This window comes from Hydrogenophaga sp. T2, from assembly GCF_049843535.1.
In the GTDB taxonomy this organism is placed as follows: Bacteria; Pseudomonadota; Gammaproteobacteria; order Burkholderiales; family Burkholderiaceae_C; genus Hydrogenophaga; species Hydrogenophaga crocea.
Genome location: NZ_JBBHZJ010000010.1, coordinates 101,499 through 127,629, shown reverse-complemented (window position 1 = coordinate 127,629; position 26,131 = coordinate 101,499). Strand labels below are relative to the sequence as shown.

Genomic DNA, 26,131 nt, shown 5'->3' with positions numbered 1-26,131 from the left:
CGAAGGTCATTCGAAGGAACCGATGCGGCTGAGATCGCCGAAGTTCATCCACACGAAAAACGCCTTGCCAACGATATTCGCCTCGGGCACGAAGCCCCAATACCGCGAGTCGAGCGAATTGTCGCGATTGTCGCCCATCATGAAGTAGTGCCCCGCGGGCACCTTGCACACCACGCCCTCGACGCTGTAGCGGCAGCCATCGGCGAAGGGGAACTCGGTGGCGCCGGGCACGAAGGCCGGGCGATCGGCGTCGTTGAGCGTGTTGTAGGCCTTGCCGTCCAGCGTTTCGCGCCATTGCTTGGCGTAGCGCATGGAGTCCTTGTCGAAGAAGTCGGGCTGGGCCACGCGCGGCACCGGCTTGCCGTTGACCGTGAGCTGCTTGTTCAGGTAGGCCACTTCGTCGCCGGGCAGGCCGATGACGCGCTTGATGTAGTCGAGGCTGGGCTGCGGCGGGTAGCGGAACACGATCACGTCGCCGCGCTGGGGGTCTTGGTTGTGCCAGACCTTGGTGTTGAGCACCGGCAGGCGGATGCCGTAGTGGTACTTGTTGACCAGAATCAGGTCGCCCACGCGCAGCGTGGGAATCATCGAACCCGAAGGAATCTTGAACGGCTCGAACAGGAACGAGCGCAGCAGGAACACCGCCAGGATCACCGGGAACAGGCCCGCGGTCCAGTCGAGCCACCAGGGCTGGGCGAGCACCTTCTGGCGCGCGGGCTCGATATCGCCTTCGATCTGGCTGAACCCTTGCTTGGCGAGCGCCGCCTTGCGCTGTTCGTGTTCCGCGGCCAGCACCTCGGCGACACGGCGTCGCTGGGGCAGGAAGTACAGCCGCTCGGCCACCCAATACACCCCGGTGACCACCGTGGCCAGGAACAGCAGCAGCGAGAAGTTGCCTTCGATGGCGCCGGCGTACCAGCCCGCGGCGTACGCAACAAAAGCGGCGAGCACCACGCCCGTGATCGGACCCATGATCGCCTGCATCAGTCTTGCACCTGGAGAATGGCCAGAAAGGCCTCTTGAGGCACTTCGACGGACCCGATCTGTTTCATGCGCTTCTTGCCTGCCTTCTGCTTTTCGAGGAGCTTGCGTTTGCGGGTGATGTCACCGCCGTAGCATTTTGCCAGCACGTTCTTGCGCAGCGCCTTGATGGTTTCGCGCGCAATGATGTTGCCGCCGATGGCTGCCTGGATCGCCACGTCGAACTGCTGGCGGCTGATGATCTCGCGCATCTTGGCCGCCACCGCGCGGCCACGGTATTGGGCCTGGGTGCGGTGCACGATGATGGACAGCGCGTCCACCTTGTCGCCGTTGAGCAGGATGTCGACCTTGACCACGTCCGAGCGGCGGTACTCCTTGAACTCGTAGTCCATGGACGCGTAACCGCGGCTCACCGATTTGAGCTTGTCGAAGAAGTCGAGCACGATCTCGCCGAGCGGCAGGTCGTAAGTGAGCATCACCTGCTTGCCGTGGTAGGCCATGTTGAGCTGCACGCCGCGCTTCTGGTTGCACAGCGTCATGACCGGGCCCACGTACTCCTGCGGCATGTACAGGTGCACCGTGACGATGGGCTCGCGGATCTCCTCGATGCGGCCAGCCTCGGGCATCTTGGAGGGGTTTTCCACCATCAGCACCTCGCCATCGCCGCGCACCACCTGGTAGACCACGCTCGGGGCGGTGGTGATCAGGTCCTGGTCGAACTCGCGTTCGAGGCGCTCCTGCACGATTTCCATGTGCAGCAGGCCCAGGAAGCCACAACGGAAGCCGAAGCCCAGCGCCTGCGAGACCTCGGGCTCGAAATGCAGCGAGGCGTCGTTGAGCTTGAGCTTTTCCAGCGCGTCGCGCAGCGCGTCGTACTGGTTGGCCTCGGTGGGGTACAGGCCGGCGAACACCTGAGGCTGCACCTCCTTGAAGCCGGGCAGCGGTTCGCTCGCTGGGCCCGCGTTGTTGGGCAGCTTCTTCTCGAGCGTGATCGTGTCGCCGACCTTGGCCGCCTGCAGCTCCTTGATGCCCGCGATGATGTAACCCACCTCGCCCGCCTCAAGCGCCTCGCGCGGCTGGTTGGCGGGCGTGAACACACCCAGGTTGTCGGCGTTGTAGACGGCGTTGGTCGCCATGAGCTTGATGCGCTCGCCCTTGCCCAGGCGACCGTCAACCACGCGCACCAGCATCACCACGCCCACGTAGGCGTCATACCAGCTGTCGATGATCATGGCGCGCAACGGCGCGTCGGGGTTGCCGCGCGGCGCCGGCACCTTGGCCACCACCGCCTCCAGGATGTCTTCGACGCCCATGCCCGTTTTCGCGGAACAGGGAATCGCGTCGCTGGCGTCGATGCCGATCACGTCCTCGACCTCGCGCTTGGCGTTCTCGGGGTCGGCGTTGGGCAGGTCCATCTTGTTGAGGACCGGCAGCACCTCCACGCCGAGGTCGAGTGCGGTGTAGCAGTTCGCCACCGTCTGCGCTTCCACGCCCTGGCTGGCGTCCACCACCAGCAGCGCGCCTTCGCAGGCCGAGAGCGAACGCGAGACCTCGTAGCTGAAGTCCACGTGGCCGGGCGTGTCGATCAGGTTGAGGTTGTAGACCTGACCATCGCGCGCCCGGTACTGCAGCGCGGCCGTCTGCGCCTTGATGGTGATGCCGCGCTCTTTCTCGATGTCCATCGAGTCGAGCACCTGCTCGCTCATCTCGCGATCGGAGAGGCCACCACAGCGCGAGATGATGCGATCGGCCAGCGTGGACTTGCCATGGTCGATGTGCGCGATGATGGAGAAGTTGCGGATGTGATTCATCGAAGAAACCGGGCTTTCGCTCACGGTCAGAGGCGCCGCGACAGCGCCCGAGAGACCATAAAAAAGGGCGCGTCAGCTGCTGACGCGCCCGTAACCAACAATCAATGGCAACTGCGATAGTTGGAGTTTCATTGTAGGCAAAAAGCCCCGCTCGCACAGCCGCCAGCCACCTCAAAACCCTTGTCGCCGGGCCGCAACAGGGGTCTTTATCAACAAGTTATCCACATCAATTATGAACAAGCTGTGAACCGCTTGTGGACGCGCTGGGGACGGTTCTCGCTGGCTCCCGCATCATGAATTGAGCAGGGCCCGCATGACAGCAATCGCCGCGGCGCGCCCGGGATTTTATCGAATACGGTCAAGATTGATCGCCAGGAAGTTGGTGCCCGCTGACTTGTCACCCTCCCCGGGAGGTCTTGGTCAACCGACTGACCTGTGGCGAATCGACCACCCGACGACGGACGGACGGCGATGACCCAGGGCCGATCGGGGACTTTGGCCAGGCACCCCGGTTTTGCGTTTACCGCGGGGGTCGCACCACCGCGTAGTGCGCCCACTCGCCACGGCGCAGCAACAAGGTGATCGGCTTGCCCTTTTCGGCTTTGGCCAGCACGGCCTCGACCTCCTTGGCCGAGCCCACGTCGGTGTTGGCCACCGCCACGATCACATCGCCCTCGCGCACGCCTGCGCGGGCGGCAGCCCCCGTGGCGCCAGCCACGCGCACACCGCCGCGCACGTTCAGGCCCTTGGCATCGGCCGCGCTGAGCTCGGCCAGCAAGAGGCCCAGCGACTGCACCGCACCGCCCGTGGGGGCCGGTGTGGGCTCGGGCGTGGCGGCGGCCCGGGTCTCGGGCTTCTCGGGTTCGATTTCGGCCACCACCACGCTGAGTTCGCGTTGCGCGCCCCGGCGCAGCACCGTCATCGTGCTGCGGCTGCCCGGGCGCGTATTGCCCACCATGCGCGGCAGGTCGACCGACTTGTCGATCTCCTTGCCGTCGAACTTGAGGATGATGTCGCCCGGCTCCACGCCAGCCTTGGCGGCCGGCGAGTCGGGCTCGACGCCGCGCACCAGCGCGCCCTTGGCCTGCGACAGGCCCAGCGACTCGGCCACCTCCTTGCTCACCTGGTCGATGCGCACGCCGATGCGCCCGCGCGTGACGCGCCCCGTGGCGCGCAACTCGTTGGACACACGCACCGCTTCGTCGATGGGGATGGCAAACGAGATGCCCTGGAAACCGCCCGAGCGCGAATAGATCTGGCTGTTGATGCCGATCACCTCGCCGCGCATGTTGATCAGCGGACCGCCCGAGTTGCCGGGGTTGATCGCCACGTCGGTCTGGATGAAGGGCAGGTAGTCGCCGGTGTCGCGCTGCTTGGCGCTCACGATGCCAGCCGTGACCGTGTTCTCCAGGCCGAAGGGCGAACCGATCGCCATCACCCACTCGCCCACGCGCAGGCGGTTGACGTCGCCAAACTTCACGGGCGTGAGGCCGGTGGCCTCGATCTTCACCACCGCCACGTCGGTGCGCGTGTCGGCACCCACCACGCGGGCCTTGAACTCGCGCTTGTCGGGCAGCGTCACCACGAGCTCGTCGGCGCCGTCGACCACGTGTGCGTTGGTCATGATGAAGCCGTCGGCACTGAGCACGAAGCCCGAACCCACGCCGCGCGGGCGGGCCTCGCCGCCGCCATCGGGCCCCGGTTGCTGGCGCGGCGTGCGCGGCACGGCGCCGGGCGGGATCGGGATGCCGAAGCGCCGGAAGAACTCGAGCATGTCTTCGTCGGGCGCCCCGCCCTGTGCGTTGCGACCGGCGCTGCGCTCAAGCGTGCGGATGTTGACCACCGACGGCCCAACCATGTCGACGAGATCGGTGAAGTCGGGCAAGCCGCGCACGCTGGGTGCAGACTGCGCCGCCACAGGCAGTGGCGCCAGCAAGGCCACCGGGCCCAGCGTGGCCGCCAGGGCCAGAGCCAGAAGGGAACGCGAGAACGGGACGGACATCGGGATCCTCCTACGGTCGATCAGGAAAAGGCGCACGGAGCTGCGAGGCCCGATTGGGCCATCAATGCGCTGCCCATTCGGGCCAGTCGGGCATCAGGGAATGCGCTCGAGCGACTGGGCAAAGCGCTGCAACGTGGCGGGTGGCACCTCGCCCACCGCCGTGACCCAGTGATCGCCCACGCGGCGGCTCACCGAGTAGGTCGCACCGAGCGCGGCCTCACCCTCCTGACCATGGCGCTGGGCATCGAAGGGTTCGACGAACAGCGACACCGAGGCCAGGCCATCGGAAAACACCCACTGCATGGGCGCCTGGCCAGGCGGGGTCGAGGCGTCGGCATCGCGCGTGTGGCAGCTCATGGACGCGAAGCCCGGCACCGTTTCCTTCAGGCGCCAGCCCTCGGCCTGCGGCGTGGTCTTGCGCATCGTGGGCTTGACCACCTCGTAGCCGCGCGTGTCTTTCATGAGGCGCGCGAGCTTGTCCATGCTCACGGGCGCGTCGAGCTGGAGTTCGGAGAAGGCCACCTGCTCGAGCACGCGGCCGCGGCTGTCGAGGGTCTGCAGCTTCACCACGAGGCCCGACTTCTGCTCTGACCACACGCGGTAGCCGAAGCGGAATTCGTCGCGAGGGAGGATTTCGACCATGTCGGCGAGGTGGCCGGCCACGCGCTGGGCCCCGATCTCACGCGACCCGTAGAACTGCGGGATCACGTTCTTGGGCGTGCGCACGAGGTCGGGGAACATGCCCAGCGACTCGCGCTTCTCGACCACCGCCTTGCGGGTTTCGGGCTCGAAGGTGATGACCTCGTTGTTGCGGCGCATGGTCGTGCGCGGCGCGCCGGTCAGCATCTCGACGCGCTCCATCTGCTGGTTGCCGTCGCACACGTGCCAGATCTTGGAGGCCGACATGGCCGAGCCAGAGGTCACGACCAGCGTGCCCGTGTAGGCGCGGTAGCGCGAGGCCTCGTGCATGCGCGACAGCCAGTCGTTGACGCTGCGCGTGCTGGGCAAGGGTGCCGCGCCACCGCTCGACGAGGTCTGCGCCATCAAGGGGGCGCTGGCCCATCCGGCGCAGGCCGACACGATGAGGGCAGCGCCCCAGCGGCGCAGACGCAGTGGCCGCGGGCGCCGGACGACGGTCAGGGCATCAACGGGCATCGGCGTCATAGGTGGCGTTGCGGATGAAACCCGTGGACGACTGGAACGCCGACATGCCGCCGTGCTGGCGGTGTTCCGCGAGCAGACGTTCGAGTGCGGCGTCGCGGATCACGCGGCCCTGCGGCGTGGACACCACCACCGGGCGCGGCTCGGCGGTGGGCGCCGCGACCAGCACCGGTGCGGCCGCCGGCACGGCGGCCGGCGCAGCGGGCGCGGCCTGCACCAGCTGGGCATCTGCGCGGACGGCGGGCGCCGTGGTGCCCATCAGATTCCAGCCGATGGAAGCCACGGCCACCACGCTCGCAAAACCCGAGACCATCTTCCAGCGGAACACGCCGTCGTTGGCCGCTTCGGTGCGCGCGGGCGGTACCTCGGGCGCGGGCGCCATCACCGGGCGCGGCAGCGGCGCATCGGCGGCCAGCCCCGCGTGCAGGCGATCCAGGAAATCGCTCGGGGCGCTGGCCGGCAGCACCGCGCTGTGGCCCCGCAGCACGTCGCCGATCAGCTGGTACCGGTGCCATCGGGCCTGTGTTTCGCCGTCGTCTGCGGCCAGCAGCCGGCTCAGCGCCTGCTCATCCAGCTCGCCGTCGCACAGAGCGGACACCGGTTCGCCGTGCGCGACGGCGTGAGGGTTTTCGTGCAGCGGGTTCATCGTGACTACCTCAGCGATCAAGACACTCACCAGCGCTTGCCCGACTGCCGATCAAGCAAGGGCTTGATGCGCGCGGAGATGGCTTCGCGCGCCCGGAAGATGCGCGAGCGCACCGTCCCGATGGGGCAATCCAGGGCTTGGGCGATTTCTTCGTAACTCAGACCTTCAATCTCGCGCAGGGTGATGGCCATGCGCAACTCTTCGGGCAAGGCCTCCATGGCGGCATTGACCGCATTGGCGATTTCCTTGCTCGCCAGCACCGCCTCAGGCGTCTCGGTGTCGGCAACGTTGGGGTTTAGTTCGCGCTCCGGAGCGGAAGTTTCATCGTCCTCGGCGGATTTGAGCTGTGACTGGTAGACCAGCGGGTCGCGCTTGAGTTCGAGCAGCTGCTTCTTGGCGGTGTTCACCGCGATGCGGTAGAGCCAGGTGTAGAACTGGGCGTCACCGCGGAACTGTGCCAGCGCGCGGTAGGCGCGGATGAAGGTTTCCTGGGCAATGTCCTGGACCAGATCGGCATCGCGGACCATGCGCCCGATCAGGCGCTCGACGCGGCGCTGGTACTTGATGACCAGCAGGTCGTAGGCGCGCTGCTCGCCGGCCAGAGTCCGTTGCACCAGCATGGCGTCGCTGTCGGGCGGCGGCGGAGCGGTGTGGTCTTCCGGAATCATGCGCGCGGGACTATACCCGATGGGGTCTCACCGGCCCGGCTCAGGGCCGGGTAGCGGCGCGCACGGCACGGCGCAGGGCCGGCCAGTCGGCCGGCGCGCGGCCCGCGTCGAGCCAGAGCCAGCGCGGCGCATCCGTGTCTGACGCGAGCTCGAGCAGCAGGATGCGCTGCAGATCGAGCGCCACCCGGACCGCCGCCAATGGCCGCTCGTGCAAGCCCGCCGCGTCCCGCCAGTGCCATGGCGCATCGCCATCGCACCGCGCCACCGATCCCCCGCCGTAGCACAGCCAGCCGCACGGCTGTCGCGCCAGGCTGCGCCCGGCGAGCACACACCAGCCCAGCCAAATGGACCCGAGCGCGCCGACGGCCAGCGAGGACAGCCCCGGAGCGCTCAGGAAGAGCACGGTGGGCAAAGCCAGTGCAAGCACGACCAGGCCGCCGGCCCAGACGGCAGAACGCCCCACCGGATAGGTCACCGATGGGGCGTGCTGCATGCGGGCGGCCCGGGCTCAGACGCGCTTGAACACCAGCGTGCCGTTGGTGCCGCCGAAACCGAAGTTGTTCTTCACGGCCACGTCGACCTTGCGATCCCGCGCGGTGTTGGCGCAGTAGTCGAGGTCGCACTCGGGGTCCTGGTTGAAGATGTTGATCGTCGGCGGGATCTGCTGGTGGTGCACGGCGAGCACAGTGAACACGCTTTCGATGCCCCCAGCGCCACCCAGCAGGTGGCCGGTCATGGACTTGGTCGAGCTCACCACCATCTTCTTCGCGTGGTCGCCCAGCGCGGCCTTGATGGCGTTGGACTCGTTGACGTCACCCAGCGGCGTCGAGGTGCCGTGGGCGTTCAGGTAGTCGACCTGGTCGGCGTTGAGGCCCGCGTTGCGCAGCGCATTCACCATGGCGCGGCGCGGGCCGTCCATGTTGGGCGCGGTCATGTGACCGGCGTCGGCGCTCATGCCGTAGCCCGAGAGCTCGGCGTAGATCTTCGCGCCACGCGCCTTGGCGCGTTCGTACTCCTCGAGCACCATCACACCGGCACCCTCGCCCAGCACGAAGCCGTCGCGGTCCCTGTCCCAGGGGCGGGACGCCGTGGCCGGGTCGTCGTTGCGCGTGGACAGCGCGCGCATCGCGGCAAAGCCCCCCACGCCCAGCGGCGAGACCGTGGCCTCGGAGCCACCCGCCACGATCACGTCGGCGTCGCCGTACTCGATCTTGCGGGCCGCTTCACCGATCGCGTGCAGACCGGTGGTGCAGGCCGTCACGACCGCCAGGTTCGGCCCCTTGAAGCCGAAGCGCATGGACACGTGCCCCGAGATCATGTTGATGATCGAGGCCGGCACGAAGAACGGCGAGATGCGGCGCGGGCCGCGGTTGACCAGTTCGGAATGGGTTTCTTCGATCAGCGGCAGACCGCCGATGCCCGAGCCGATGATGCAGCCGATGCGGGTGGCGGTCTCTTCATCCAGGGCGTCGCCCGTGGGCAGACCCGAGTCGACCACCGCCTGGTGCGCGGCGGCGATGCCGTAGTGGATGAAGGTGTCCATGGTGCGCGCCTCTTTGACGCTCATGTAGGACTCGAGATCGAACCCCTTGACCTCACCCGCGATGCGGCACGCCATGTTCGACGCGTCGAACTTCGTGATCGCGGTGATGCCGGAACGGCCGGCGATGAGGTTGGCCCAGGCATCGGCCACCGTGTTGCCCACGGGGGTGATGCAACCCAGGCCGGTCACGACAACGCGACGTCGGCTCATGGGCGGATCAGGCCTTCTGGTGCTTGAGCGCGTAGTCGATGGCGTTCTGCACCGTGGTGATCTTTTCGGCTTCTTCGTCGGGGATCTCGATGCCGAACTCGTCTTCGAGGGCCATCACGAGTTCCACCGTGTCCAGCGAGTCGGCACCGAGGTCGGCGACGAAGGCCTTCTCGTTCGTGACCTGACCTTCTTCCACGCCGAGTTGTTCGGCAATGATCTTCTTGACGCGTGCTTCGATATCGCTCATAGGTCCCTCAAAGGGTGGTTGGAATGCAGCCCGGCATTTTAGCCGGGGGATGATGACGGGGCCGAAGGGGGCAGGATGCCCGCCCATCAGGCCATGAACATGCCGCCGTTGACGTGGAGCTCCTGCCCCGTGACGTAGCTGGCGCGCGGGCTCGCGAGGAAGGCCACCGCGTGCGCGATGTCGGCCGGCTTGCCCAGGTGGCCCAGCGGGATCTGGCCGAGCAGCGCCTTCTGCTGCTCTTCGGGCAGCGAGGCGGTCATGTCGGTTTCGATGAAGCCCGGCGCCACGCAGTTGACGGTGACGTTGCGGCTGCCGAGTTCGCGCGCCAGCGCGCGCGTCATGCCGGCCACGCCGGCCTTGGCGGCCGCGTAGTTGGCCTGGCCCGCATTGCCCGACGCGCCCACCACGCTGGTGATGCTGATGATGCGGCCGTAGCGCTGCTTCATCATGGGCCGCATGACGGCGCGGCTCAGGCGGAACACGGCCTTGAGGTTGGTGTCGAGCACGGCGTCCCAGTCGGCGTCTTTGAGGCGCATGGCGAGCATGTCGCGCGTGATGCCGGCGTTGTTCACCAGCACGTGCAGCGCGCCGTGGGTCTTCACGATTTCGTCGACCAGCGCGTCGGCCGAGGCCGCGTCGTTGACGTCGAGCACGGCGCCGCGGCTGCCGGCGCCCGCGCCGGGCACGGCCTTGAGGGCCGCGTCGAGCTTGGCTGCGCCCTCGGCGCTGGTCGCCGTGCCGACCACGATCAGGCCCTGCTGGGCGAGCTCGTGGGCGATGGCCGCGCCGATGCCGCGCGAGGCGCCCGTGACCAGGGCCACCTGGCCCGCGAATTTCACTTCAGACATGGGTTTTCTCCGCTCAGGCCAACAGGGCCTTCACCTCGCCCAGCGTGGCCGGGTCGAACAGGGGCGCGCCTTGCAGCGACGCGTCGATGCGCTTGGTCATGCCGGCAAGCACCTTGCCCGGGCCGCATTCGACGAGGGTGTCGATGCCGCGCGCACGGATCGCCTGCACGCACTCCACCCAGCGCACCGGGCCGAAGGCCTGGCGGTACAGCGCGTCGCGGATGCGTTCGGGGTCGGTTTCCACCGCCACGTCGATGTTGTTGACCAGCGGGATCTGCGGCGTCAGCAGCGGGGTCTGTGCGAGTTTTTCGCGCAGGCGTTCGGCCGCTGGCTTCATGAGGCTCGAATGGAACGGCGCCGACACCGGCAGGGGCAGCGCGCGCTTGGCGCCCTTGGCCTTGAGCACCTCGCAGGCCTTCTCCACCGCGGCCTTGCTGCCCGCGATCACGGTCTGCACCGGGTCGTTGAAGTTCACGGCTTCCACCACCTCGCCGCTGCCGGCCGCGAACCCGGCCTGCACCTCGGCGCAACCGGCCTTCACCTGCTGCGCGTCCATGCCGAGGATGGCGGCCATGGCCCCGGTGCCCACGGGCACGGCGTCCTGCATGGCGGCGGCGCGAAAGCGCACCAGCGGCGCGGCCTGCGCCAGCGTGAGCGAACCCGCGGCCACCAGGGCCGAGTACTCGCCCAGCGAATGGCCCGCGACCGCAGCCGGCGTGGCACCACCTTCGGCCAGCCACACGCGCCAGGCGGCCACACCGGCCACCAACATCACGGGCTGGGTGTTGGTGGTGAGCGCCAGGGCTTCTTTCGGGCCTTCGTGAATGAGCTTGGCCACGTCTTCGCCGAGCGCCTCGGAAGCTTCGCGCAGGGTCTCGGCCACGGCGGGGTGGTCGCCCCACGCGTCGAGCATGCCCACGGCCTGCGATCCCTGGCCGGGGAACACGAATGCAAAGGGTTTCATCGTTCGCTTGTCTCTGTGGTTGTCGGATCGCGGGCGCGGTGGGCTCAGAAATCGAGCAGCACGGCGCCCCAGGTGAAGCCACCGCCCACGCCCTCGAGCATGACGGTGTCGCCAGCCTTGACTTTGCCCGCGCGCACCGCATGGTCGAGCGCGAGCGGGATGGACGCCGCCGAGGTGTTGCCGTGTTCGTCCACGGTGACCACCAGCTTGTCCAGGGGCAGCTTCAGCTTCTTGGCCGTGCCCTGCATGATGCGGATGTTGGCCTGGTGGGGAATCAGCCAGTCGATGTCGGCGTCGGTGCGGCCGGCCTTGTCGAGCACGGCGCGCGCGGCGCTCTCGAGCACACCCACCGCGAGCTTGAACACCGCCTGGCCGTCCATCTTGAGCAGCGGATCGCCGAGGACCTGACCGCCCGACACATGGCCGGGCACGCACAGGATGCCGACGTGCTTGCCGTCGGCGTGCAGGTCGCTCGCGAGAATGCCCGGCTTGTCGGACGCCTCGAGCACCACGGCGCCCGCACCGTCGCCGAACAGCACGCAGGTGGTGCGGTCATCGAAGTTGAGCAGGCGCGAGAAGATCTCGGTGCCGATCACGAGCGCGCGGTTCGCGCTGCCGGTGCGGATCATCGCGTCGGCCACGGTGAGCGCGTACACGAAGCCGCTGCACACGGCCTGCACGTCGAAGGCCGGGCAGCCGGCGATGCCGAGCTTGTTCTGGATGATGGCCGCGGTCGACGGAAAGACCATGTCGGGCGTGGACGTGGCCACCACGATCAGGTCGATGTCGCCAGCCTCGCGGCCTGCGGCCTCGAGCGCTGCGCGCGCCGCGAGCACGCCGAGGTCGCTCGCGAACACGCCGTCGTCGGCGAAGTGTCGGGCGCGGATGCCGGTGCGCTCGATGATCCACTGGTCGCTGGTCTCGACGCCGCGCGGGGCCAGCAGGGCCACCATGTCGTCGTTGGTGAGTCGGCGCGGCGGCAGGTGGCTGCCGGTGCCGGTGATGCGGGAGAAACGGGTCATGCCGGGCGGGGTTCGCTCAGAGAGTGGCTCCAGGGAGTCGCTCAGATGGTCGGGATGTTGCCGAGTTCGCTCAGGGTCTCGGGCGAGAGCAGCGGTCTGGCACGGGCGATGCGCTGCCGGACGTTGTCGAGCAGGCCGCGGGAGGCCGCATCATAAGCGCGCGCCAGCGCGTGCTCGAAAGCGAAGGCGTCGGCCGAACCGTGGCTCTTGAAGACCAGGCCCTGCAGGCCCAGCAGCGCCGCGCCGTTGTAGCGGCGGTGGTCCACGCGGTCGCGGAAGGCGTTGAGCACCGGCATGGCCACCAGCGCGCTGAGCTTGCGCCAGGGGCTGCGCGTGAACTCCTCGCGGATGAAGCCGGCGATCATCGACGCCAGGCCTTCGCTGGCCTTCAAGGCCACGTTGCCCACGAAACCGTCGCACACCACGATGTCGGTGGTGCCCTTGAAGATGTCGTTGCCTTCCACGTTGCCGTGGAAATTGAGGTCGCCCGAGAGGCTGGCCGCGCGCAGCAGCTGGCCGGCCTGCTTGATGACCTCGCTACCCTTGATGACCTCTTCACCCACGTTGAGCAGGCCGACCGAGGGCGCGTCGCGGCCGGTGATGGCGGCCACCAGGGCCGAGCCCATGACCGCGAACTGCAGCAGGTGCTCGGCGCTGCAGTCGACGTTGGCACCGAGGTCGAGCACCGTGGTGGCGCCGCCCGCCGCATTGGGCATCTGGGTCGCGATCGCGGGGCGCTCGATGCCGTCGAGTGTCTTGAGCAGGTAGCGCGCGATGGCCATCAGCGCGCCGGTGTTGCCGGCCGACACGGCTGCCTGCGCATGACCGTCCTTGACCTGCTGGATCGCCACGCGCATGGACGAATCCTTCTTGCGGCGCAGCGCGATCTCGATCGGATCGTCCATGCTCACCACCTCGCTGGCGGGCACCAGCGACACGCGGGGGTGATCGAGCAGCCCCGACCCGTCGCGCAAGGCATCGGGACGCCCCACCAGCAGCAGGCGGGCATCGGGCTGGGCTTTCAGGAAGGCCGCACACGCCGGCAGGGTGGCCCCCGGACCGACGTCTCCCCCCATGCAATCCACAGCGACGGTGATCATCTCAACATCCCGAACGGGCGCGCGCAACGCCCTTGTTGTAATGAAAAAGGCCCGCATGCGGGCCCGTGTCTCCGTGAGTCCGAGGGCACGCCAGCGCGCGCCCGCCGGTCAGCCCGAGGGTCAGGCTTCGGATTTGTTCTTGAGCACCTGACGGCCGCGGTAGAAGCCGTTGGGGCTGATGTGGTGACGCAGGTGCGTTTCGCCGGTGGTGGGCTCGACGGCGATGCCGGGCACGGTCAGGGCGTTGTGCGAACGGTGCATGCCACGCTTTGAGGGCGACTTTTTGTTTTGCTGGACGGCCATGTTGGGCTCCTGGGAATGTTGGACTGGGACGGAAATGGCCCGCCCTGGCGCAAAGCCAAGCATTATAGCCCGATCGGATCGGACCGTCCAAGCCAGGCTTCACGAACTGTCCCCGGGCTTGCGGCCCTTGAGCTGCTGCAGGGCCGCAAAAGGGTTCGGCCGTCCGGGCGCCGCGGCCTCCGCCGGCGCCGCCGAGGCTTGCAGCGCGGCGGGCGTTTCCGGGCAGGCTTCGTGCATCGGCACCAGCGGCAGCGCCATGATCAGTTCGTCCTCGATCACCTCGAACAGATCGGGTCGCGGCTCGAGCGCGAGCAGGTCTTCCTCGGCGTCGTCGTCCTGGGCCTCGGCGGCCGCTTCGTCGGCCACGAAGCGGAACCAGCGGTCGACCAGCAGCTCGGTGTCGACCGCGCCCAGGCAGCGCTGGCAGGCCAGTGGCACCACGGCGCGCACCTGCAGGCGCAGCCAGGGCTGGGGGCCCGACCCGGTGGGGCCGTCGCGCCATTCGCCGCGGGCCGACCAGTACACCCGCGCGTCGGGTGGGAGTGGCGCCTGCAGGTCGGGGGCCAGGCGCTTCAGGTCGGCCAGCGGCAGTTCGCCGTCCAGCGTGGCCGCGGCCTGGGCGAAGCGCAGGGCGTCGAAGCGGCGCGGATTGAAAGGGCCCGTCGAGGGCTTCTGGGCGGAAGGCATCCGGCGATTGTAGGGAGGGGTCTTCACAATACGCCCATGTCCACCTCCCCCTCCTCCTCCCGGGCCCTGGTGCTCGGCTCCACGTCCCGCTACCGCAGCGAGCTGCTGCAGCGCCTGGGATTGCCCTTCGACGTGCTCGGCCCGGGGGTCGATGAAACCCCGCTGGCCGGCGAAACCCCCGAGGCCCTGGCCCGGCGGCTCGCGCTCGCCAAGGCCCGGGCCGTGGCCCGGCAACGGCCGGCCGCGGTGGTGATCGGCAGCGACCAGGTGGCCGACCTGAACGGCGAGCCCCTGGGCAAGCCGGGCACGCACGAACGCGCGGTCGAACAGCTGCGCCGCATGCGCGGCCAGACCGTGGTGTTCCAGACCGCGCTCTCGGTGGTGTGCCACGAGAGCGGCTTCGAGGCCAGCGAGCTCGCGCCCGTGCGTGTGCGCTTTCGAGATCTCGACGACGCCGAGATCGAGCGCTACCTGCGCGCCGAGCAGCCCTACGACTGCGCCGGCAGTGCCAAGAGCGAGGGCCTGGGCATCGCCCTGCTCGAGCGCATCGACAGCGACGACCCCACCGCGCTGATCGGCCTGCCGCTGATCCGCACCTGCCGCCTGCTGCGCGCCGCCGGCCTGCGCCTGCCATGACGCCCGGCCGCCTCTACCTGGTGCCGACGCCGCTCGATTTCGGCGCCGAGCCCCAAGCCCTGGCGCAGGCCCTGCCGGCCGAGACCATCGCCACGGCCGCTCGGCTCACGCACTGGATCGCGGAGAACGCCAAGAGCGCCCGCGCCTTCCTCAAGCGCGTGGACGGCTTGAGCCCGCTGGCCGCGCCGCTGCAGGCGCAGCAGATCAGCGAACTGCCGCGGCAGGCGCACAAGCAGGGCGACCACAACGGCCACGCGCTCGACGCCGCCGCCAAGGCCCTGCTCGCCCCGGCGCTGCAGGGCCACGACATCGGCCTGCTGAGCGAAGCGGGCATGCCCGCGGTGGCCGATCCGGGCAGCAGCGTGGTGCGCGCCGCCCATGCACTGGGCCTGCCGGTGCTGCCGCTGGTGGGACCGGTGTCACTGATGCTCGCGCTGGCGGCCAGCGGCCTCAATGGCCAGCACTTCGCCTTCGTGGGCTACGTGCCGCAGGACGCGGCGGCGCGCGCGAAGCGCCTGCGCGAACTCGACGCCAGCGCCGCACGCACCGGCCAGACGCAGATCCTCATCGAAACGCCCTACCGCAACGCCGCGCTGCTGCAGGCGCTGCTCGAACAACTGTCGCCGGCCTCGCGGCTGGCCGTGGCCTGCGGCCTGGGGCTGCCGCAGCAGGCGGTGCGCAGCGCGCCCGTGGCCCAGTGGCGCCAGCACTCCGGCTGGCGCGAGGCGCTGCCGCTGTCGCTGCCCGCGGTGTTCCTGTTCGGGCCCTGAGGCGGCGCGTGACCGATCAGGCCATCACGCGCTGCAGGTGGGCGCGCACCGCCTCGCTGAGCGCCGGGTTGGCCAGCGCGAGGTCGATCGTGGCTTCGAGGAAGCCTTCCTTGCTGCCGCAGTCGTAGCGCCGGCCGTCGTAGCGGAAGGCCTGCACGCGCTCCTTGCCGATCAGCGCCGCGATGCCGTCGGTGAGCTGGATCTCGCCACCGGCGCCGCGCGGCTGCTGGCGGATGCTCTCGAACACCGCGGGCGTGAGGATGTAACGGCCCGCCACCGCGAGCGTGGACGGGGCCTTCTCGGGGGCGGGTTTCTCGACCATGCCGAAGACCTCGGCCAGCGTCGCGTTCACGCCGTGCACGTCGACCACGCCATAGCGCCGGGTTTCGGCGCGCGGCACGTCCTGCACCGCGAGCACGGTGCCCGGGCTCTGCGCGTAGGCCTGCACCATCTGCGCCAGCACCGTCGGTCCGCCCGACATCTGCTCGCGGCCGATCATCAGGTCGTCGGCCAGCAGCACGGCGAAAGGCTCGTTGCCCACCAATCGCTCGGCGCACAGCACCGCATGGCCCAGGCCCAGGGCGCGCGGCTGGCGCACGTAGAAGCAGTCCATGTCGTCGGGCTTGATCGAGGTGACCAGCTCGAGCAGCGCGCCCTTGCCGGCCGCCTCAAGCTCGGTCTCGAGCTCATAGGCCACGTCGAAGTGGTCTTCGATCGCGCGCTTGTTGCGACCGGTGACGAAGATCATCTCGCGGATGCCGGCCGCATAGGCCTCTTCCACCGCGTACTGCATCAGCGGTTTGTCCACCACCGGCAGCATTTCCTTGGGAATGGCCTTGGTGGCGGGCAGGAACCGGGTGCCCAGGCCACCCACGGGAAACACGGCTTTTCGGATCGTCATGGTGTGGAATATTTCGGCATTGCCTGTCAAACAAGCCACCCATAATACCGACGGCTTAAGTCGATCCCCTGCCGCGCGGGGCAAAACGCACCGCTTCGTGCAGCGAAGCTGAAACAGAACATTTCCATGAACATCACCCCTGTCGTGCTGTGCGGCGGCTCCGGCACCCGCCTGTGGCCGCTGTCGCGCCAAAGCCTGCCCAAGCAGTTCGTGCCCCTGGTCGGTGACAAATCCTTGCTGCGGTTGACACTCGAACGCCTGGCCTGGTGCGGCCAGCCGGCCTTGTGCGTGGCCTCGGAGGACCACCGCTTCCTGGTGGCCGACGAGATCGAACGCGCGGGCCAGCGCGGCACGGTGGTGCTCGAGCCTGCCGCCCGCAACACCGCCGCGGCCATGGCCCTGGCCGCGCTGCAGGCCGGCGACGACGCGCTGCTGCTGTTCTGCCCGTCGGACCACCACATCCCCGATCCCGTGGCCTTCGGCGAAACCGTGCGCCAGGGGGTAGCGGCCGCCGAGGCGGGCGCCATCGTCACCTTCGGCGTGGTGCCCACCTTCCCGAGCAGCGCCTACGGCTACATCGAGCAGGGCGAGCCGCGCGCCGACGGCAGCCGGCGCGTGGCGCGCTTCATCGAAAAGCCCCAGCCCGCCGCCGCGGCCGAGCTGCTGCTGCGCGGCGGTGTGCTCTGGAACGCGGGCATCTTCCTGGTCAAGGCCAGCGCGCTCAAGGCCGCGCTGCAGCGCCACGCGCCCGACATCCTGGCCGCTTGCGAGCCGGCCATGGCGGGCGCCACCACCGAAACCATTGCACGCATCGAACTCGTGCGCCCGCAGCCCGAGGCCTTTCTCGCCTGCCGCTCGCAGAGCATCGACTACGCCGTGATGGAGCCGCACGACGACGTCGCCGTGGTGCCCTTCCAGGGCCAGTGGAGCGACGTGGGCAGCTGGAACGCGGTGGCCGACCTCGCGCCCGCCGACAACAGCGGCAACCGCGTGCAGGGCCACGGCCATGCGCTGCAGGCGCGCAACACCTTCATTCACGCGCCGCACCGCCCGGTGGTGGCGCTGGGCACGCAAGACCTGCTGATCATCGACACGCCCGACGCGCTGCTGGTGGCGCAGCGCGACCACGCCGAGCAGGTCAAGGACGTGGTGGCCCACCTCGCGAAACAGGACGTGCCGCAGGCCGCCACGCACCGCCGCGTCGCGCGGCCCTGGGGCTGGTACGACAGCATCGACATGGGCGAGCGATTCCAGGTCAAGCGCATTGGCGTGAAGCCCGGCGCCTCGCTGAGCCTGCAGAAGCACCACCACCGCGCCGAGCACTGGATCGTGGTGCGCGGCACGGCCGAGGTCACGCGTGGCCAGGACGTGTTCCTGATGTCCGAGAACCAGTCCACCTACATCCCCATCGGCGAGGTGCACCGCCTGCACAACCCCGGCAAGATGGAACTCGAAATGATCGAGGTGCAATCGGGCGCCTACCTGGGCGAGGACGACATCGTCCGGCTCGAAGACCGCTACGGCCGCGAACCGAAATCCGCATGAACCACAAGACCATCCTGCTCACGGGCGGCGCGGGCTACATCGGCAGCCACACCGCGGTCGCCCTGATCGAGGCCGGCTTCGAGCCCGTGATCCTCGACAACTTCGCCAACAGCCACCCCGTGGTGCTCGAACGCCTGAAGCAGATCACGGGCCGCACCATGGCCCTGGAGCGCGGCGACGTGCTCGACCAGGCCTGGGTGCTCGAGGTGCTGCAACGCCACCGCCCGGTCGGCGTGGTGCACTTCGCGGGCGACAAGGCCGTGGGCGAAAGCGTGGCCGACCCGCTCAAGTACTACCGCAACAACCTCGGCGGCGCCACCAGCCTGCTGCAGGCCATGGGCGACGCGGCCCAGGCCGGCGGGCCCGCGCCCACGCTGGTGTTCTCCAGCAGCGCCACGGTCTACGGCGATCCCGCGCGCGTGCCCATCACCGAAGACTTCCCGCGCAGCCACACCAACCCCTATGGCCACACCAAGCTGGTCATCGAGGACATGCTCACCGCGCTGCGCCACGCGCAGCCGCAGTGGCGCATCGGCACGCTGCGCTACTTCAACCCCGTGGGCGCACACCCCAGCGGCCTGATCGGCGAAGACCCCGCGGGCATTCCGAACAACCTCATGCCCTACGTGGCCCAGGTGGCCGTGGGCGTGCGCGAGCAGCTCGGCGTGTTCGGCGGCGACTACCCCACGCCCGACGGCACCGGCGTGCGCGACTTCATCCACGTGATGGACCTCGCGCGCGGCCACGTGGCCGCGCTGCAGGCGCTGCTGGGCCAGGGCGAGAGCTTCACCGTCAACCTGGGCACGGGCCGCGGCCACAGCGTGCTCGAAGTGGTGGCCGCGTTCGAACGCGCGAGCGGCCGGCCGGTGCCTTACCGCATCGGACCGCGCCGCGCAGGCGACGTGGCCCAGTGCTGGGCCGACGCCTCGCTGGCGCAGCGCCTGCTGGGCTGGCAGGCGCGCCACACGCTCGACGAAATGTGCGCCGACGCCTGGCGCTGGCAGCACCAGAACCCGCGCGGTTACCGCAGCTGAAGGCCGGCGCTCTGCGCCGCGCGGAACGCGCCTTCGCCGATGCTCGCACCGAAGCGGCGCGCCAGGCGCAGGCCCAGGTTTTCGCGCTGCGTGTAGTCGACGATCTCTTCGGCCTTGACCACCTCGCGCGCCACGTGGTCGAGGTTGCCCAGGCCGTCGGCGAGGCCGATGTTCACGGCCTGCTGGCCGCTCCAGACCAGGCCGCTGAAGGTGTCGGGGCTTTCCTTGAGGCGGTCGCCGCGGCCCTTCTTCACCACCGCGATGAACTGCTGGTGGATCTCCTCGAGCATGCTTTGCAGGTAGGCCTTCTGCGCCGGGTCCTGCGGGCTGAAGGGGTCGAGCATGGCCTTGTTCTGGCCCGCGGTCATGAGCCGGCGCTCGATGCCGAGCTTGTCCATCAGGCCGGTGAATCCGAAGCCGTCCATGAGCACGCCGATGCTGCCCACGAGGCTGGCCTTGTCGACGTAGATGTCGTCGGCCGCGGCCGCGATGTAGTACGCCGCCGACGCGCAGGTTTCCTCAACCACCGCGTACACCTTCTTGTTGTGCAGCGCCTTCAGGCGGTGGATCTCGTCGTTGATGATGCCGGCCTGCACCGGACTGCCCCCGGGCGAGTTGATGAGCAGCACCACGGCCTGCGCGCCCTGGTCCTCGAACGCCGACTTCAGCGCGGGCAGCACGTTCTCGGCGCTGGCCTCGGCGCCGGCGGCGATGGTGCCCGAGACGGCGATCACCGCGGTGTGCGGCGTGGACACCTGGTTCGTGGCCATGCCCTCGGCCTTGATCGCCAGCCACACGAAAGCGCCGATCACCAGCAGCCAGGCGAAGCGGAAGAACAGCCGCCAGCGGCGCGCGGCGCGCTGCTCCTTCAATTGCGCGAACAGCAGTTTCTCGATCGCTTCGCGCTCCCAGGGAACGCCCGCGGGACGCGGGGTGCCGGTGGCGTTGAAATCCTCGTTCATGGCGCTCTCGTTTCTCAGAATTCGACGGGTTTGAGGTGGTATTGTGACCGCCAGTGCACCACGCCATCGCGCTCCTCGGTCTCGATCTTGAAGAGCCCGCCGCGGCACGGCCCGCCGCGGCATTCGCCGGTGTCGGGCGCGTATGCGGCGCCGTGCGTGGCGCACAGCAGCCACTGGCCGCTGTCGTCGAAGAAGCGGTCGGGTTGCCAGTCCATCTCCATGGCCACGTGGGTGCAGCGGTTCAGGTAGGCGTGGGTGCGGCCGCGGTAGCGCACCACGAAGGCGCGGCAGGTCTGGCCCGCGTAGTTCACATCGAAAGACACCGCCTGGCCGCCATCGACCAGATCGCGGCTGTTGCACAGCGGAATGAGGTCGTCGGTGGGCATGCGGCAGCCTTCAGGTGTTGGCGATCAGCCAGTCGTGCAGCTCGCGCACCGAGTGCGCCACATGGCGCGGTGCGAGCGCGTGGAAGGCGTCGGGCTCGTGCGCGCCGTAGCTCACGCCCACGCTCGCGCAGCCGGCGTTGAGCGCCATCTGCAGGTCGTGCGTGGTGTCGCCGATCATCAGCGTGCGCTCGGGCGGCACGCCGAACTCGGACATCAACTCGCGCAGCATCAGCGGGTCGGGCTTGCCCGCGGTCTCGTCGGCGGTGCGTGAGCCGTCGAACACACCCACGAGTTCCACGCTGCGCAGCACCTCGTCGAGCCCGCGCCGGCTCTTGCCGGTCGCCACGGTGAGCAGCTGCTGGCGCGCCTTGAGGGCATCCAGCATGGGCAGCACGCCCTCGAACAGGCTCAGGTCGTTCTGGTGCGCGATGTAGTGGTGGCGGTAGCGCTCGCCCAGGCGCGGGTACAGCTCGGGGGGCACGTCGGGCGCGGCGTGGGCCAGGGCCTGCATCAGGCCCATGCCGATCACGTAGCTGGCCTGTTCGCGCGTGGGCACGGTGCCGCCCACGTCGGCCACCGCGCGCTGGATGCAGCGCGCGATGATGGCCGTGGAGTCGTAGAGCGTGCCGTCCCAGTCGAAGGCAATGAGGTCGAATTGGCGTGGCATGCGGCGATGGTGCCACGCCCGGCGCTCAATCGACCTTGGCCCCCGCCAGAAACCACTGGCCGATGAGCGCGCGCTCGGCGTCGGTGATGCCGGTGGCGTTGTTCATGGGCATCTGCTTCGTGACCACGGCCTGCTGGTACACGGCCTGCGCGTGGCGCTGCAGTTCGGCCGGCGAATCGAGCCGCACGCCCTTGGACTGCAAGGCCTCGCCGTGGCACATCACACAGCGCTGCGCCAGCACCGCCTGCACCGCGGCCGCGCTCACCGGCGCCGCGGCCGTCGCGCTGGGCGCGGGCGCCACCGGCGCCGGGCGCAGCCACACGATCAGCGCGAGCAGCAGCACCACGCCCGCGGCCGCGTAGGGCCAGGGGTGCGGGTTGCGGCCGAGCTTGAAGCCGTGGCGCAGCACGAAGAACTGCCGGATCGCCGCGCCCGCGGCCATCATGCCGATCAGCACCCAGCCGTTGTGCGGGTGCGCGTAGGTGAAGCTGTAGTGGTTGCTCAGCATCGCAAACAGCACGGGCAGCGTGAAGTAGGTGTTGTGCACGCTGCGCTGCTTGCCGCGCTGGCCGTGGATCGGGTCGACCGGCTGGCCCGCCTTGAGCGCGGCCACCACCTTGCGCTGGCCCGGGATGATCCAGAAGAACACATTGGCGCTCATGGCCGTCGCGATCATGGCGCCCACCAGCAGGAAGGCCGCGCGGCCCGCGAACAGCGAGGTGGCGAGCAGCGCCGCCGCGGCCACCAGCAGGGCCACCGCCGCGCCCACCTTGGCGTCGCCGTTCTTCGTGCGGCCCAGGGTCCGGCAGATGGCGTCGTAGGCGAGCCAGAACACCACCAGGAAGGCCAGCGCCGTGGCGATCGCCGCGGGCGGCGACCACGCGTGCACCTGCGGGTCGATCAGATAGACCTTGGGGCTCCAGAGATAAGAGACCAGGAACAGCGCAAAACCCGACAACCAGGTGGAATAACTTTCCCAGTAGAACCAGTGCAGGTGCCCGGGCAGCTTCGGCGGCGACACCGCGTACTTCACCGGGTGGTAGAAACCGCCGCCGTGCACCGCCCAGAGTTCGCCGGTCGCCCCATCGCGCCGCAGGCCTTCGTCTTCGGGCGGCGTGAGGCTGCTGTCGAGGAAGACGAAATAAAAGGACGAGCCGATCCAGGCGATGGCAACGATCACGTGCAGCCAGCGCAACAGCAGGTTGGCCCAATCGAGCAGGTAGGTTTCCATGGCACCCCGTTGTGGACGGACCGACGCCGTCGCGTTGTTCGACTCACCACCGCGGGCGCTCTGAGCCGACCGAGGGCCGCGATACACGGTGCGCGCCCCTTGCGGGTGGGCACCGGCTCCGCTGCGACCACAGACGGCCCGGAGTGTATCGGCTCAACGCGCCAGCGACGACCCCGGTGTCGCTGCGTTCTGCACGAGCAACAGTTGTGCCGCCACCGCGGCCGCGATCACCGCGGGCTCCTTGCCCGCGATGCCGGGCAGGCCGATCGGGCAGGTGATGCGCTCGAGCAGCGCGTCATCGAACCCGCGTTCGCCCAGGCGGCGGCGGAAGCTGGCCCATTTGGTGCGGCTGCCGATCAGGCCGACGAAGCCCAGGTCGTCGGTGCGGCGCAGCCGTTCGAGGCAGGCCGCGACGATGTCCAGGTCTTCGGCGTGCGAGAAGCTCATGATCAGCACGTGCGAGCCCGCGGCCAGGCCTGGCACCGCGCCCTGCACCGGCGCCGAATGCTCGGCCCGCACGCCAAAGGGCAGCGGCTCGGGAAACACCTCGTCGCGGCTGTCGATCCAGGTCAGCTCGAAGGGCAGCGGCGCGAGCGCCTGCACGATGGCCCGCCCGACGTGGCCGCCGCCGAACAGCGCCACCGGCTGGCCGCCCGCGCCCAGGCGCTGCGCAAGCGCATCGGCCTGCGTGGCGTCGACCGGCTCGTAGGCCAGGCTCAGCGCGCCGCCGCAGCACTGGCCCAGCGAGGGCCCGAGCGTGACCGATTGCACAACCGTACCCACCGCACGTCGCGCGAGCGCTTCGCGCGCCTGGCGGATCGCGTTCCATTCGAGCTGTCCGCCGCCGATGGTGCCCACGACCGTGTGGTCGAACACCGCCATCCAGGCGCCGACGCCCCGGGGCACGGAGCCCCGGGTCTCGCGCACCGACACCAGCACCGCCGGCGCACCGCTCAGCTGGCATAAAAAAGTATGCAGGTCGGCCGTGGGGTGTGGCGTCAAAGACATGGAAGCTGTATGGATCTGTAAGAGGGCTTCAGCGCCGACAAGTATGGGCCGAGGTTTCAGGGGCTTTGTGCGGTATCGCACATACACTCCATCGGCCCGGCGGTATGCGCAGAGCCATCACGGGGCAACGCTCGAGACATGAACATGAACATCCGAGACATTTCGCCCGCACCGCGTCCCGACGGCGCGCGGACCGCGGCATCGGCCTGGCGATGGGCCGGCCTCACCGTCGCGGCCCTGCTCGCGGCCTGCGCCGCACCGCTGCCGCCGCCACCCCCGCCGCCGCCCCCACCGCCGCCCCGTCCCGCGCCGCCGCCGCCCGCTCCCGTGAGCCGGGCCCCGCTGCCCACGCTGGTGTCGCAGGCCGCCACACCGCAGGACTACCGCAAGGACGGTGCGCGCCACCTGTACCAGCACAACAGCCACCGCATCTACAAGGGCCAGATGCCGCCGCTGCTGCACGCCGTGGGCGTGCTGCAGGTCGAGGTCGATCACATGGGCGCGGTGCAGCAGGTGAGCTGGATGCGCGCCCCCAGCCACGCACCCGACGTGATGCGCGAGATCGAGCGCACCGTGCGCGCCGCTGCGCCGTTTCCCGCGCCGGTCCGCATGGGCCGCGTCACCTACACCGAAGTCTGGCTCTGGGACAAGAGCGGCCAGTTCCAGCTCGACACGCTGACCGAAGGCCAGCGCAACCGATGATCTCCATGGGGTTGTGAAAGCTTGGGCCCGCTTCGGCGGGCCTTTTTCTTTTCAGCTACCGCGGTAGGTCGAATGGCTCCACGGGCTGACCAGCAGCGGCACGTGGTAGTGCTGGTCGGTGTGCGCGATGCCGAAGTCCAGCGTCACGCGGTCGAGGAAACGCGGCTCGGGCAGCGCCACGCCACGCGCGTCGAAGTACGCCTTCACGTCGAACACCAGGCGGTAGGTGCCCACGCGGATGCTGTCGTTGTCCAGCAGCGGGCCCTCGGGGTTGCGGCCGTCGGCGTTGAGCGTGAAGCGCTTGATCAGCGTGGCCTGTTCGCCTTCGGTGCGGTACAGCGCCACCGCCATGCCCGCCGCGGGGCAACCGTGCATCGTGTCCAGAACGTGGGTGCTCAATCCCATGGCGGGCTCCTTGTGCGTTTTTGGTCGACCGAAAGTGTATACAGTTTGGCGCGATTCTGGCTATCATGCCGCGCATGGACACCTCCAGCACGGCCCAGATCGTCGAAGCGCTCACCCGGGCCATCGTCGAACACCGCTTGCGCCCGGGCACCAAGCTCGCCGAACAGAAGCTCGCCGACCACTTCGGCGTCTCGCGCACGCTGGTGCGCCAGGCGCTGTTCCAGCTCTCGCAGAACCGGCTGATCCGCCTCGAACCCGCGCGCGGTGCCTTCGTGGCCACGCCCTCGGCCGACGAGGCGCGCCAGGTGTTCGCGGTGCGCCGCATGCTCGAGGTGGAGATGACGCGCGCCTTCGTGCGCCAGGTCACGCCCGCCATGCTGCGCGCGCTGCGCGAGCACGTGGCGCAGGAGCGCGCCGCGGTCGATCAGCAGGACGTGCCCGGCCGCACCGAACTGCTGGGCGATTTCCACGTGCGCATGGCCCAGCTCATGGGCAACCAGGTGCTCGCCGAACTGCTGCGCGACCTGATCTCGCGCTGTGCGCTCATCACGCTCATGTACCAGAGCAGCGAGGCCGCCGCCGATTCGAGCGACGAGCACGCCGCCATCGTCAAGGCCCTGGCCGCGCGCGACGAAGCGCTGGCCGTGCGCCTCATGGAACAGCACTTGCAGCACGTCGAGGCCGGCCTGGCCTTCGACCGCAAGACCCCCACCAACGACCTCGCCCTCGCGCTCGCCTCATGACCTACGACGCCACCGCCCCCTATCCGCGCGACCTGCGCGGCCATGGCCGCAACCCGCCCCATGCGCGCTGGCCCGGCGGCGCGCGCATCGCCGTGCAGTTCGTGCTCAACCACGAAGAAGGCGGCGAGAACAGCGTGCTGCACGGCGACGAGGCCTCCGAGCAGTTCCTCTCCGAGATGTTCAACCCCGCGGCCTACCCGGCGCGGCACATGAGCATGGAAGGCGTGTACGAATACGGCTCGCGCGCGGGGGTGTGGCGCATCCTGCGCGAGTTCGAGCGCCGCGGCCTGCCGCTCACGGTGTTCGGCGTGGCCACCGCGCTGCAGCGCTGCCCCGAGATCACCGCGGCCTTCGTCGAGCTCGGCCACGAGATCGCCTGCCACGGCTGGAAATGGATCCACTACCAGAACGTGGACGAAGCCACCGAGCGCGCCCACATGGAGCGCGCCATGGGGCTCATCACCGAACTCACGGGCCAGCGCCCGCTGGGCTGGTACACCGGCCGCGACAGCCCCAACACCCACCGACTGGTGGCCGACTTCGGCGGCTTCGAGTACGACAGCGACTACTACGGCGACGACCTGCCCTTCTGGATGAAGCTGCACAAGAGCGACGGCAGCACCGCGCACCAGCTCATCGTGCCCTACACGCTCGACTGCAACGACATGCGCTTCGCCCTGCCGCAGGGCTACTCGCACGCCGACCCCTTCTTCCAGTACATGAAGGACAGCTTCGACGCGCTCTACGCCGAGGGCGATCCGGCCGGCCTCGACCGGCCCAAGATGATGAGCATCGGCATGCACAGCCGCCTGCTCGGCCGCCCGGGCCGCATCACCGCGCTGCAGCGCTTCCTCGACCACATCCAGTCGCACGAAGGGGTGTGGGTCGCGCGCCGGCTCGACATCGCGCGCCACTGGAAGACCCTGTTCCCCCAGCCCGCCTGACCGC

Annotated in this window: 29 protein-coding genes; 7 read left to right on the top strand and 22 right to left on the bottom strand. The window is 69.2% G+C overall.

All coding sequences use genetic code 11. The annotated features are described in order from the left end of the window. Positions 1-6: 6 nt before the first annotated feature. The 15 genes from lepB to WDZ95_RS20620 form a co-directional block, all read right to left on the bottom strand. On the bottom strand, positions 7-972 hold the full coding sequence (lepB, locus tag WDZ95_RS20690; RefSeq protein ID WP_425781291.1) for a signal peptidase I: 966 nt from the start codon (positions 970-972) through the stop codon (positions 7-9). An 11-nt stretch (positions 973-983) separates the two neighbouring features. Beyond that, complete coding sequence (gene lepA, locus WDZ95_RS20685) at positions 984-2,792, bottom strand: translation elongation factor 4 (protein WP_166223887.1); 1,809 nt, start codon at positions 2,790-2,792, stop codon at positions 984-986. Between the two features lie 520 nt (positions 2,793-3,312). Beyond that, complete coding sequence (locus tag WDZ95_RS20680; protein ID WP_425781288.1) at positions 3,313-4,794, bottom strand: Do family serine endopeptidase; 1,482 nt, start codon at positions 4,792-4,794, stop codon at positions 3,313-3,315. Between the two features lie 93 nt (positions 4,795-4,887). Beyond that, positions 4,888-5,949, bottom strand: a complete 1,062-nt coding sequence (locus tag WDZ95_RS20675) for a MucB/RseB C-terminal domain-containing protein (protein WP_166223882.1) — start codon at positions 5,947-5,949, stop codon at positions 4,888-4,890. Further along, positions 5,939-6,601 carry a sigma-E factor negative regulatory protein gene (locus tag WDZ95_RS20670; protein ID WP_425781285.1) on the bottom strand — a complete coding sequence of 221 codons (663 nt, stop codon included), beginning with the start codon at positions 6,599-6,601 and terminating at the stop codon, positions 5,939-5,941. The genes WDZ95_RS20675 and WDZ95_RS20670 overlap by 11 nt, the downstream gene beginning before the upstream one ends. A gap of 26 nt (positions 6,602-6,627) precedes the next feature. Next, complete coding sequence (rpoE, locus tag WDZ95_RS20665; protein ID WP_166223876.1) at positions 6,628-7,269, bottom strand: RNA polymerase sigma factor RpoE; 642 nt, start codon at positions 7,267-7,269, stop codon at positions 6,628-6,630. Positions 7,270-7,309: 40 nt separating this feature from the next. Continuing rightward, positions 7,310-7,762: a hypothetical protein gene (locus WDZ95_RS20660; protein WP_425781283.1), complete on the bottom strand. Its 453-nt coding sequence runs from the start codon at positions 7,760-7,762 to the stop codon at positions 7,310-7,312. Positions 7,763-7,777: 15 nt separating this feature from the next. Beyond that, positions 7,778-9,022, bottom strand: coding sequence for a beta-ketoacyl-ACP synthase II (gene fabF, locus WDZ95_RS20655; RefSeq protein WP_425781281.1), 1,245 nt, complete (start codon positions 9,020-9,022; stop codon positions 7,778-7,780). A gap of 7 nt (positions 9,023-9,029) precedes the next feature. Further along, positions 9,030-9,269, bottom strand: coding sequence for an acyl carrier protein (gene acpP, locus WDZ95_RS20650; RefSeq protein ID WP_166223867.1), 240 nt, complete (start codon positions 9,267-9,269; stop codon positions 9,030-9,032). 86 nt (positions 9,270-9,355) lie between these two features. Continuing rightward, on the bottom strand, positions 9,356-10,117 hold the full coding sequence (gene fabG, locus WDZ95_RS20645; RefSeq protein ID WP_425781279.1) for a 3-oxoacyl-ACP reductase FabG: 762 nt from the start codon (positions 10,115-10,117) through the stop codon (positions 9,356-9,358). 13 nt (positions 10,118-10,130) lie between these two features. After that, positions 10,131-11,081, bottom strand: a complete 951-nt coding sequence (fabD, locus tag WDZ95_RS20640; RefSeq protein WP_425781277.1) for an ACP S-malonyltransferase — start codon at positions 11,079-11,081, stop codon at positions 10,131-10,133. A gap of 44 nt (positions 11,082-11,125) precedes the next feature. Then, positions 11,126-12,103 (bottom strand): beta-ketoacyl-ACP synthase III, encoded by a 978-nt coding sequence (locus WDZ95_RS20635; protein ID WP_425781275.1) that lies wholly within the window; start codon positions 12,101-12,103, stop codon positions 11,126-11,128. Between the two features lie 41 nt (positions 12,104-12,144). Continuing rightward, positions 12,145-13,203 carry a phosphate acyltransferase PlsX gene (plsX, locus tag WDZ95_RS20630; RefSeq protein ID WP_166223854.1) on the bottom strand — a complete coding sequence of 353 codons (1,059 nt, stop codon included), beginning with the start codon at positions 13,201-13,203 and terminating at the stop codon, positions 12,145-12,147. 120 nt (positions 13,204-13,323) lie between these two features. Further along, positions 13,324-13,506, bottom strand: coding sequence for a 50S ribosomal protein L32 (gene rpmF, locus WDZ95_RS20625; RefSeq protein WP_011794326.1), 183 nt, complete (start codon positions 13,504-13,506; stop codon positions 13,324-13,326). 99 nt (positions 13,507-13,605) lie between these two features. Then, entirely contained in the window at positions 13,606-14,193 is a 588-nt protein-coding gene (locus tag WDZ95_RS20620) for a YceD family protein (RefSeq protein ID WP_425781272.1), read from the bottom strand. 36 nt (positions 14,194-14,229) lie between these two features. On the opposite strand from WDZ95_RS20620, the gene WDZ95_RS20615 reads away from it, so the two are divergent. Next, on the top strand, positions 14,230-14,829 hold the full coding sequence (locus tag WDZ95_RS20615) for a Maf family protein (protein WP_425781270.1): 600 nt from the start codon (positions 14,230-14,232) through the stop codon (positions 14,827-14,829). Continuing rightward, positions 14,826-15,599, top strand: coding sequence for an SAM-dependent methyltransferase (locus WDZ95_RS20610; RefSeq protein WP_425781268.1), 774 nt, complete (start codon positions 14,826-14,828; stop codon positions 15,597-15,599). The genes WDZ95_RS20615 and WDZ95_RS20610 overlap by 4 nt, the downstream gene beginning before the upstream one ends. A 16-nt stretch (positions 15,600-15,615) precedes the next feature. Here the strand turns inward: WDZ95_RS20610 and galU are convergent, their stop codons facing one another. Continuing rightward, the gene (gene galU, locus WDZ95_RS20605) at positions 15,616-16,500 is read right to left on the bottom strand and encodes a UTP--glucose-1-phosphate uridylyltransferase GalU (RefSeq protein ID WP_166223842.1); all 885 of its coding nucleotides are present in this window, start codon (positions 16,498-16,500) and stop codon (positions 15,616-15,618) included. A 126-nt stretch (positions 16,501-16,626) separates the two neighbouring features. Between galU and WDZ95_RS20600 the strand changes: the two genes are divergently transcribed. Together WDZ95_RS20600 and galE are read left to right on the top strand one after the other, a co-directional pair. Next, positions 16,627-18,045, top strand: a complete 1,419-nt coding sequence (locus WDZ95_RS20600; protein ID WP_425781266.1) for a mannose-1-phosphate guanylyltransferase/mannose-6-phosphate isomerase — start codon at positions 16,627-16,629, stop codon at positions 18,043-18,045. After that, positions 18,042-19,079, top strand: coding sequence for a UDP-glucose 4-epimerase GalE (gene galE, locus WDZ95_RS20595; protein WP_166223836.1), 1,038 nt, complete (start codon positions 18,042-18,044; stop codon positions 19,077-19,079). The genes WDZ95_RS20600 and galE overlap by 4 nt, the downstream gene beginning before the upstream one ends. Here the strand turns inward: galE and WDZ95_RS20590 are convergent. From WDZ95_RS20590 to xdhC, 5 genes are all read right to left on the bottom strand, one after another. Then, positions 19,067-20,041: a S49 family peptidase gene (locus WDZ95_RS20590; RefSeq protein ID WP_166223833.1), complete on the bottom strand. Its 975-nt coding sequence runs from the start codon at positions 20,039-20,041 to the stop codon at positions 19,067-19,069. The genes galE and WDZ95_RS20590 overlap by 13 nt on opposite strands. 14 nt (positions 20,042-20,055) lie before the next feature. After that, complete coding sequence (locus WDZ95_RS20585; protein WP_425781263.1) at positions 20,056-20,427, bottom strand: Rieske (2Fe-2S) protein; 372 nt, start codon at positions 20,425-20,427, stop codon at positions 20,056-20,058. Between the two features lie 10 nt (positions 20,428-20,437). Then, complete coding sequence (locus WDZ95_RS20580) at positions 20,438-21,094, bottom strand: HAD family hydrolase (protein ID WP_166223828.1); 657 nt, start codon at positions 21,092-21,094, stop codon at positions 20,438-20,440. A 25-nt stretch (positions 21,095-21,119) separates the two neighbouring features. Continuing rightward, positions 21,120-22,325, bottom strand: coding sequence for a urate hydroxylase PuuD (locus tag WDZ95_RS20575; protein ID WP_425781260.1), 1,206 nt, complete (start codon positions 22,323-22,325; stop codon positions 21,120-21,122). A 153-nt stretch (positions 22,326-22,478) separates the two neighbouring features. Beyond that, on the bottom strand, positions 22,479-23,333 hold the full coding sequence (xdhC, locus tag WDZ95_RS20570) for a xanthine dehydrogenase accessory protein XdhC (RefSeq protein WP_425781258.1): 855 nt from the start codon (positions 23,331-23,333) through the stop codon (positions 22,479-22,481). Between the two features lie 144 nt (positions 23,334-23,477). Here xdhC and WDZ95_RS20565 point away from each other — a divergent pair, with 144 nt between their 5' ends. Next, positions 23,478-24,035, top strand: coding sequence for a hypothetical protein (locus tag WDZ95_RS20565; RefSeq protein ID WP_425781256.1), 558 nt, complete (start codon positions 23,478-23,480; stop codon positions 24,033-24,035). Between the two features lie 51 nt (positions 24,036-24,086). On the opposite strand, the gene uraH is transcribed toward WDZ95_RS20565, so the two are convergent. Next, positions 24,087-24,440, bottom strand: a complete 354-nt coding sequence (gene uraH, locus WDZ95_RS20560; RefSeq protein WP_425781254.1) for a hydroxyisourate hydrolase — start codon at positions 24,438-24,440, stop codon at positions 24,087-24,089. A 65-nt stretch (positions 24,441-24,505) separates the two neighbouring features. On the opposite strand from uraH, the gene WDZ95_RS20555 reads away from it, so the two are divergent. Together WDZ95_RS20555 and puuE are read left to right on the top strand one after the other, a co-directional pair. Further along, positions 24,506-25,183, top strand: coding sequence for a GntR family transcriptional regulator (locus WDZ95_RS20555; protein ID WP_166223816.1), 678 nt, complete (start codon positions 24,506-24,508; stop codon positions 25,181-25,183). Continuing rightward, positions 25,180-26,127: an allantoinase PuuE gene (gene puuE / locus WDZ95_RS20550; protein WP_425781251.1), complete on the top strand. Its 948-nt coding sequence runs from the start codon at positions 25,180-25,182 to the stop codon at positions 26,125-26,127. Before WDZ95_RS20555 ends, puuE begins: the two co-directional genes overlap by 4 nt. Positions 26,128-26,131 lie beyond the last annotated feature (4 nt).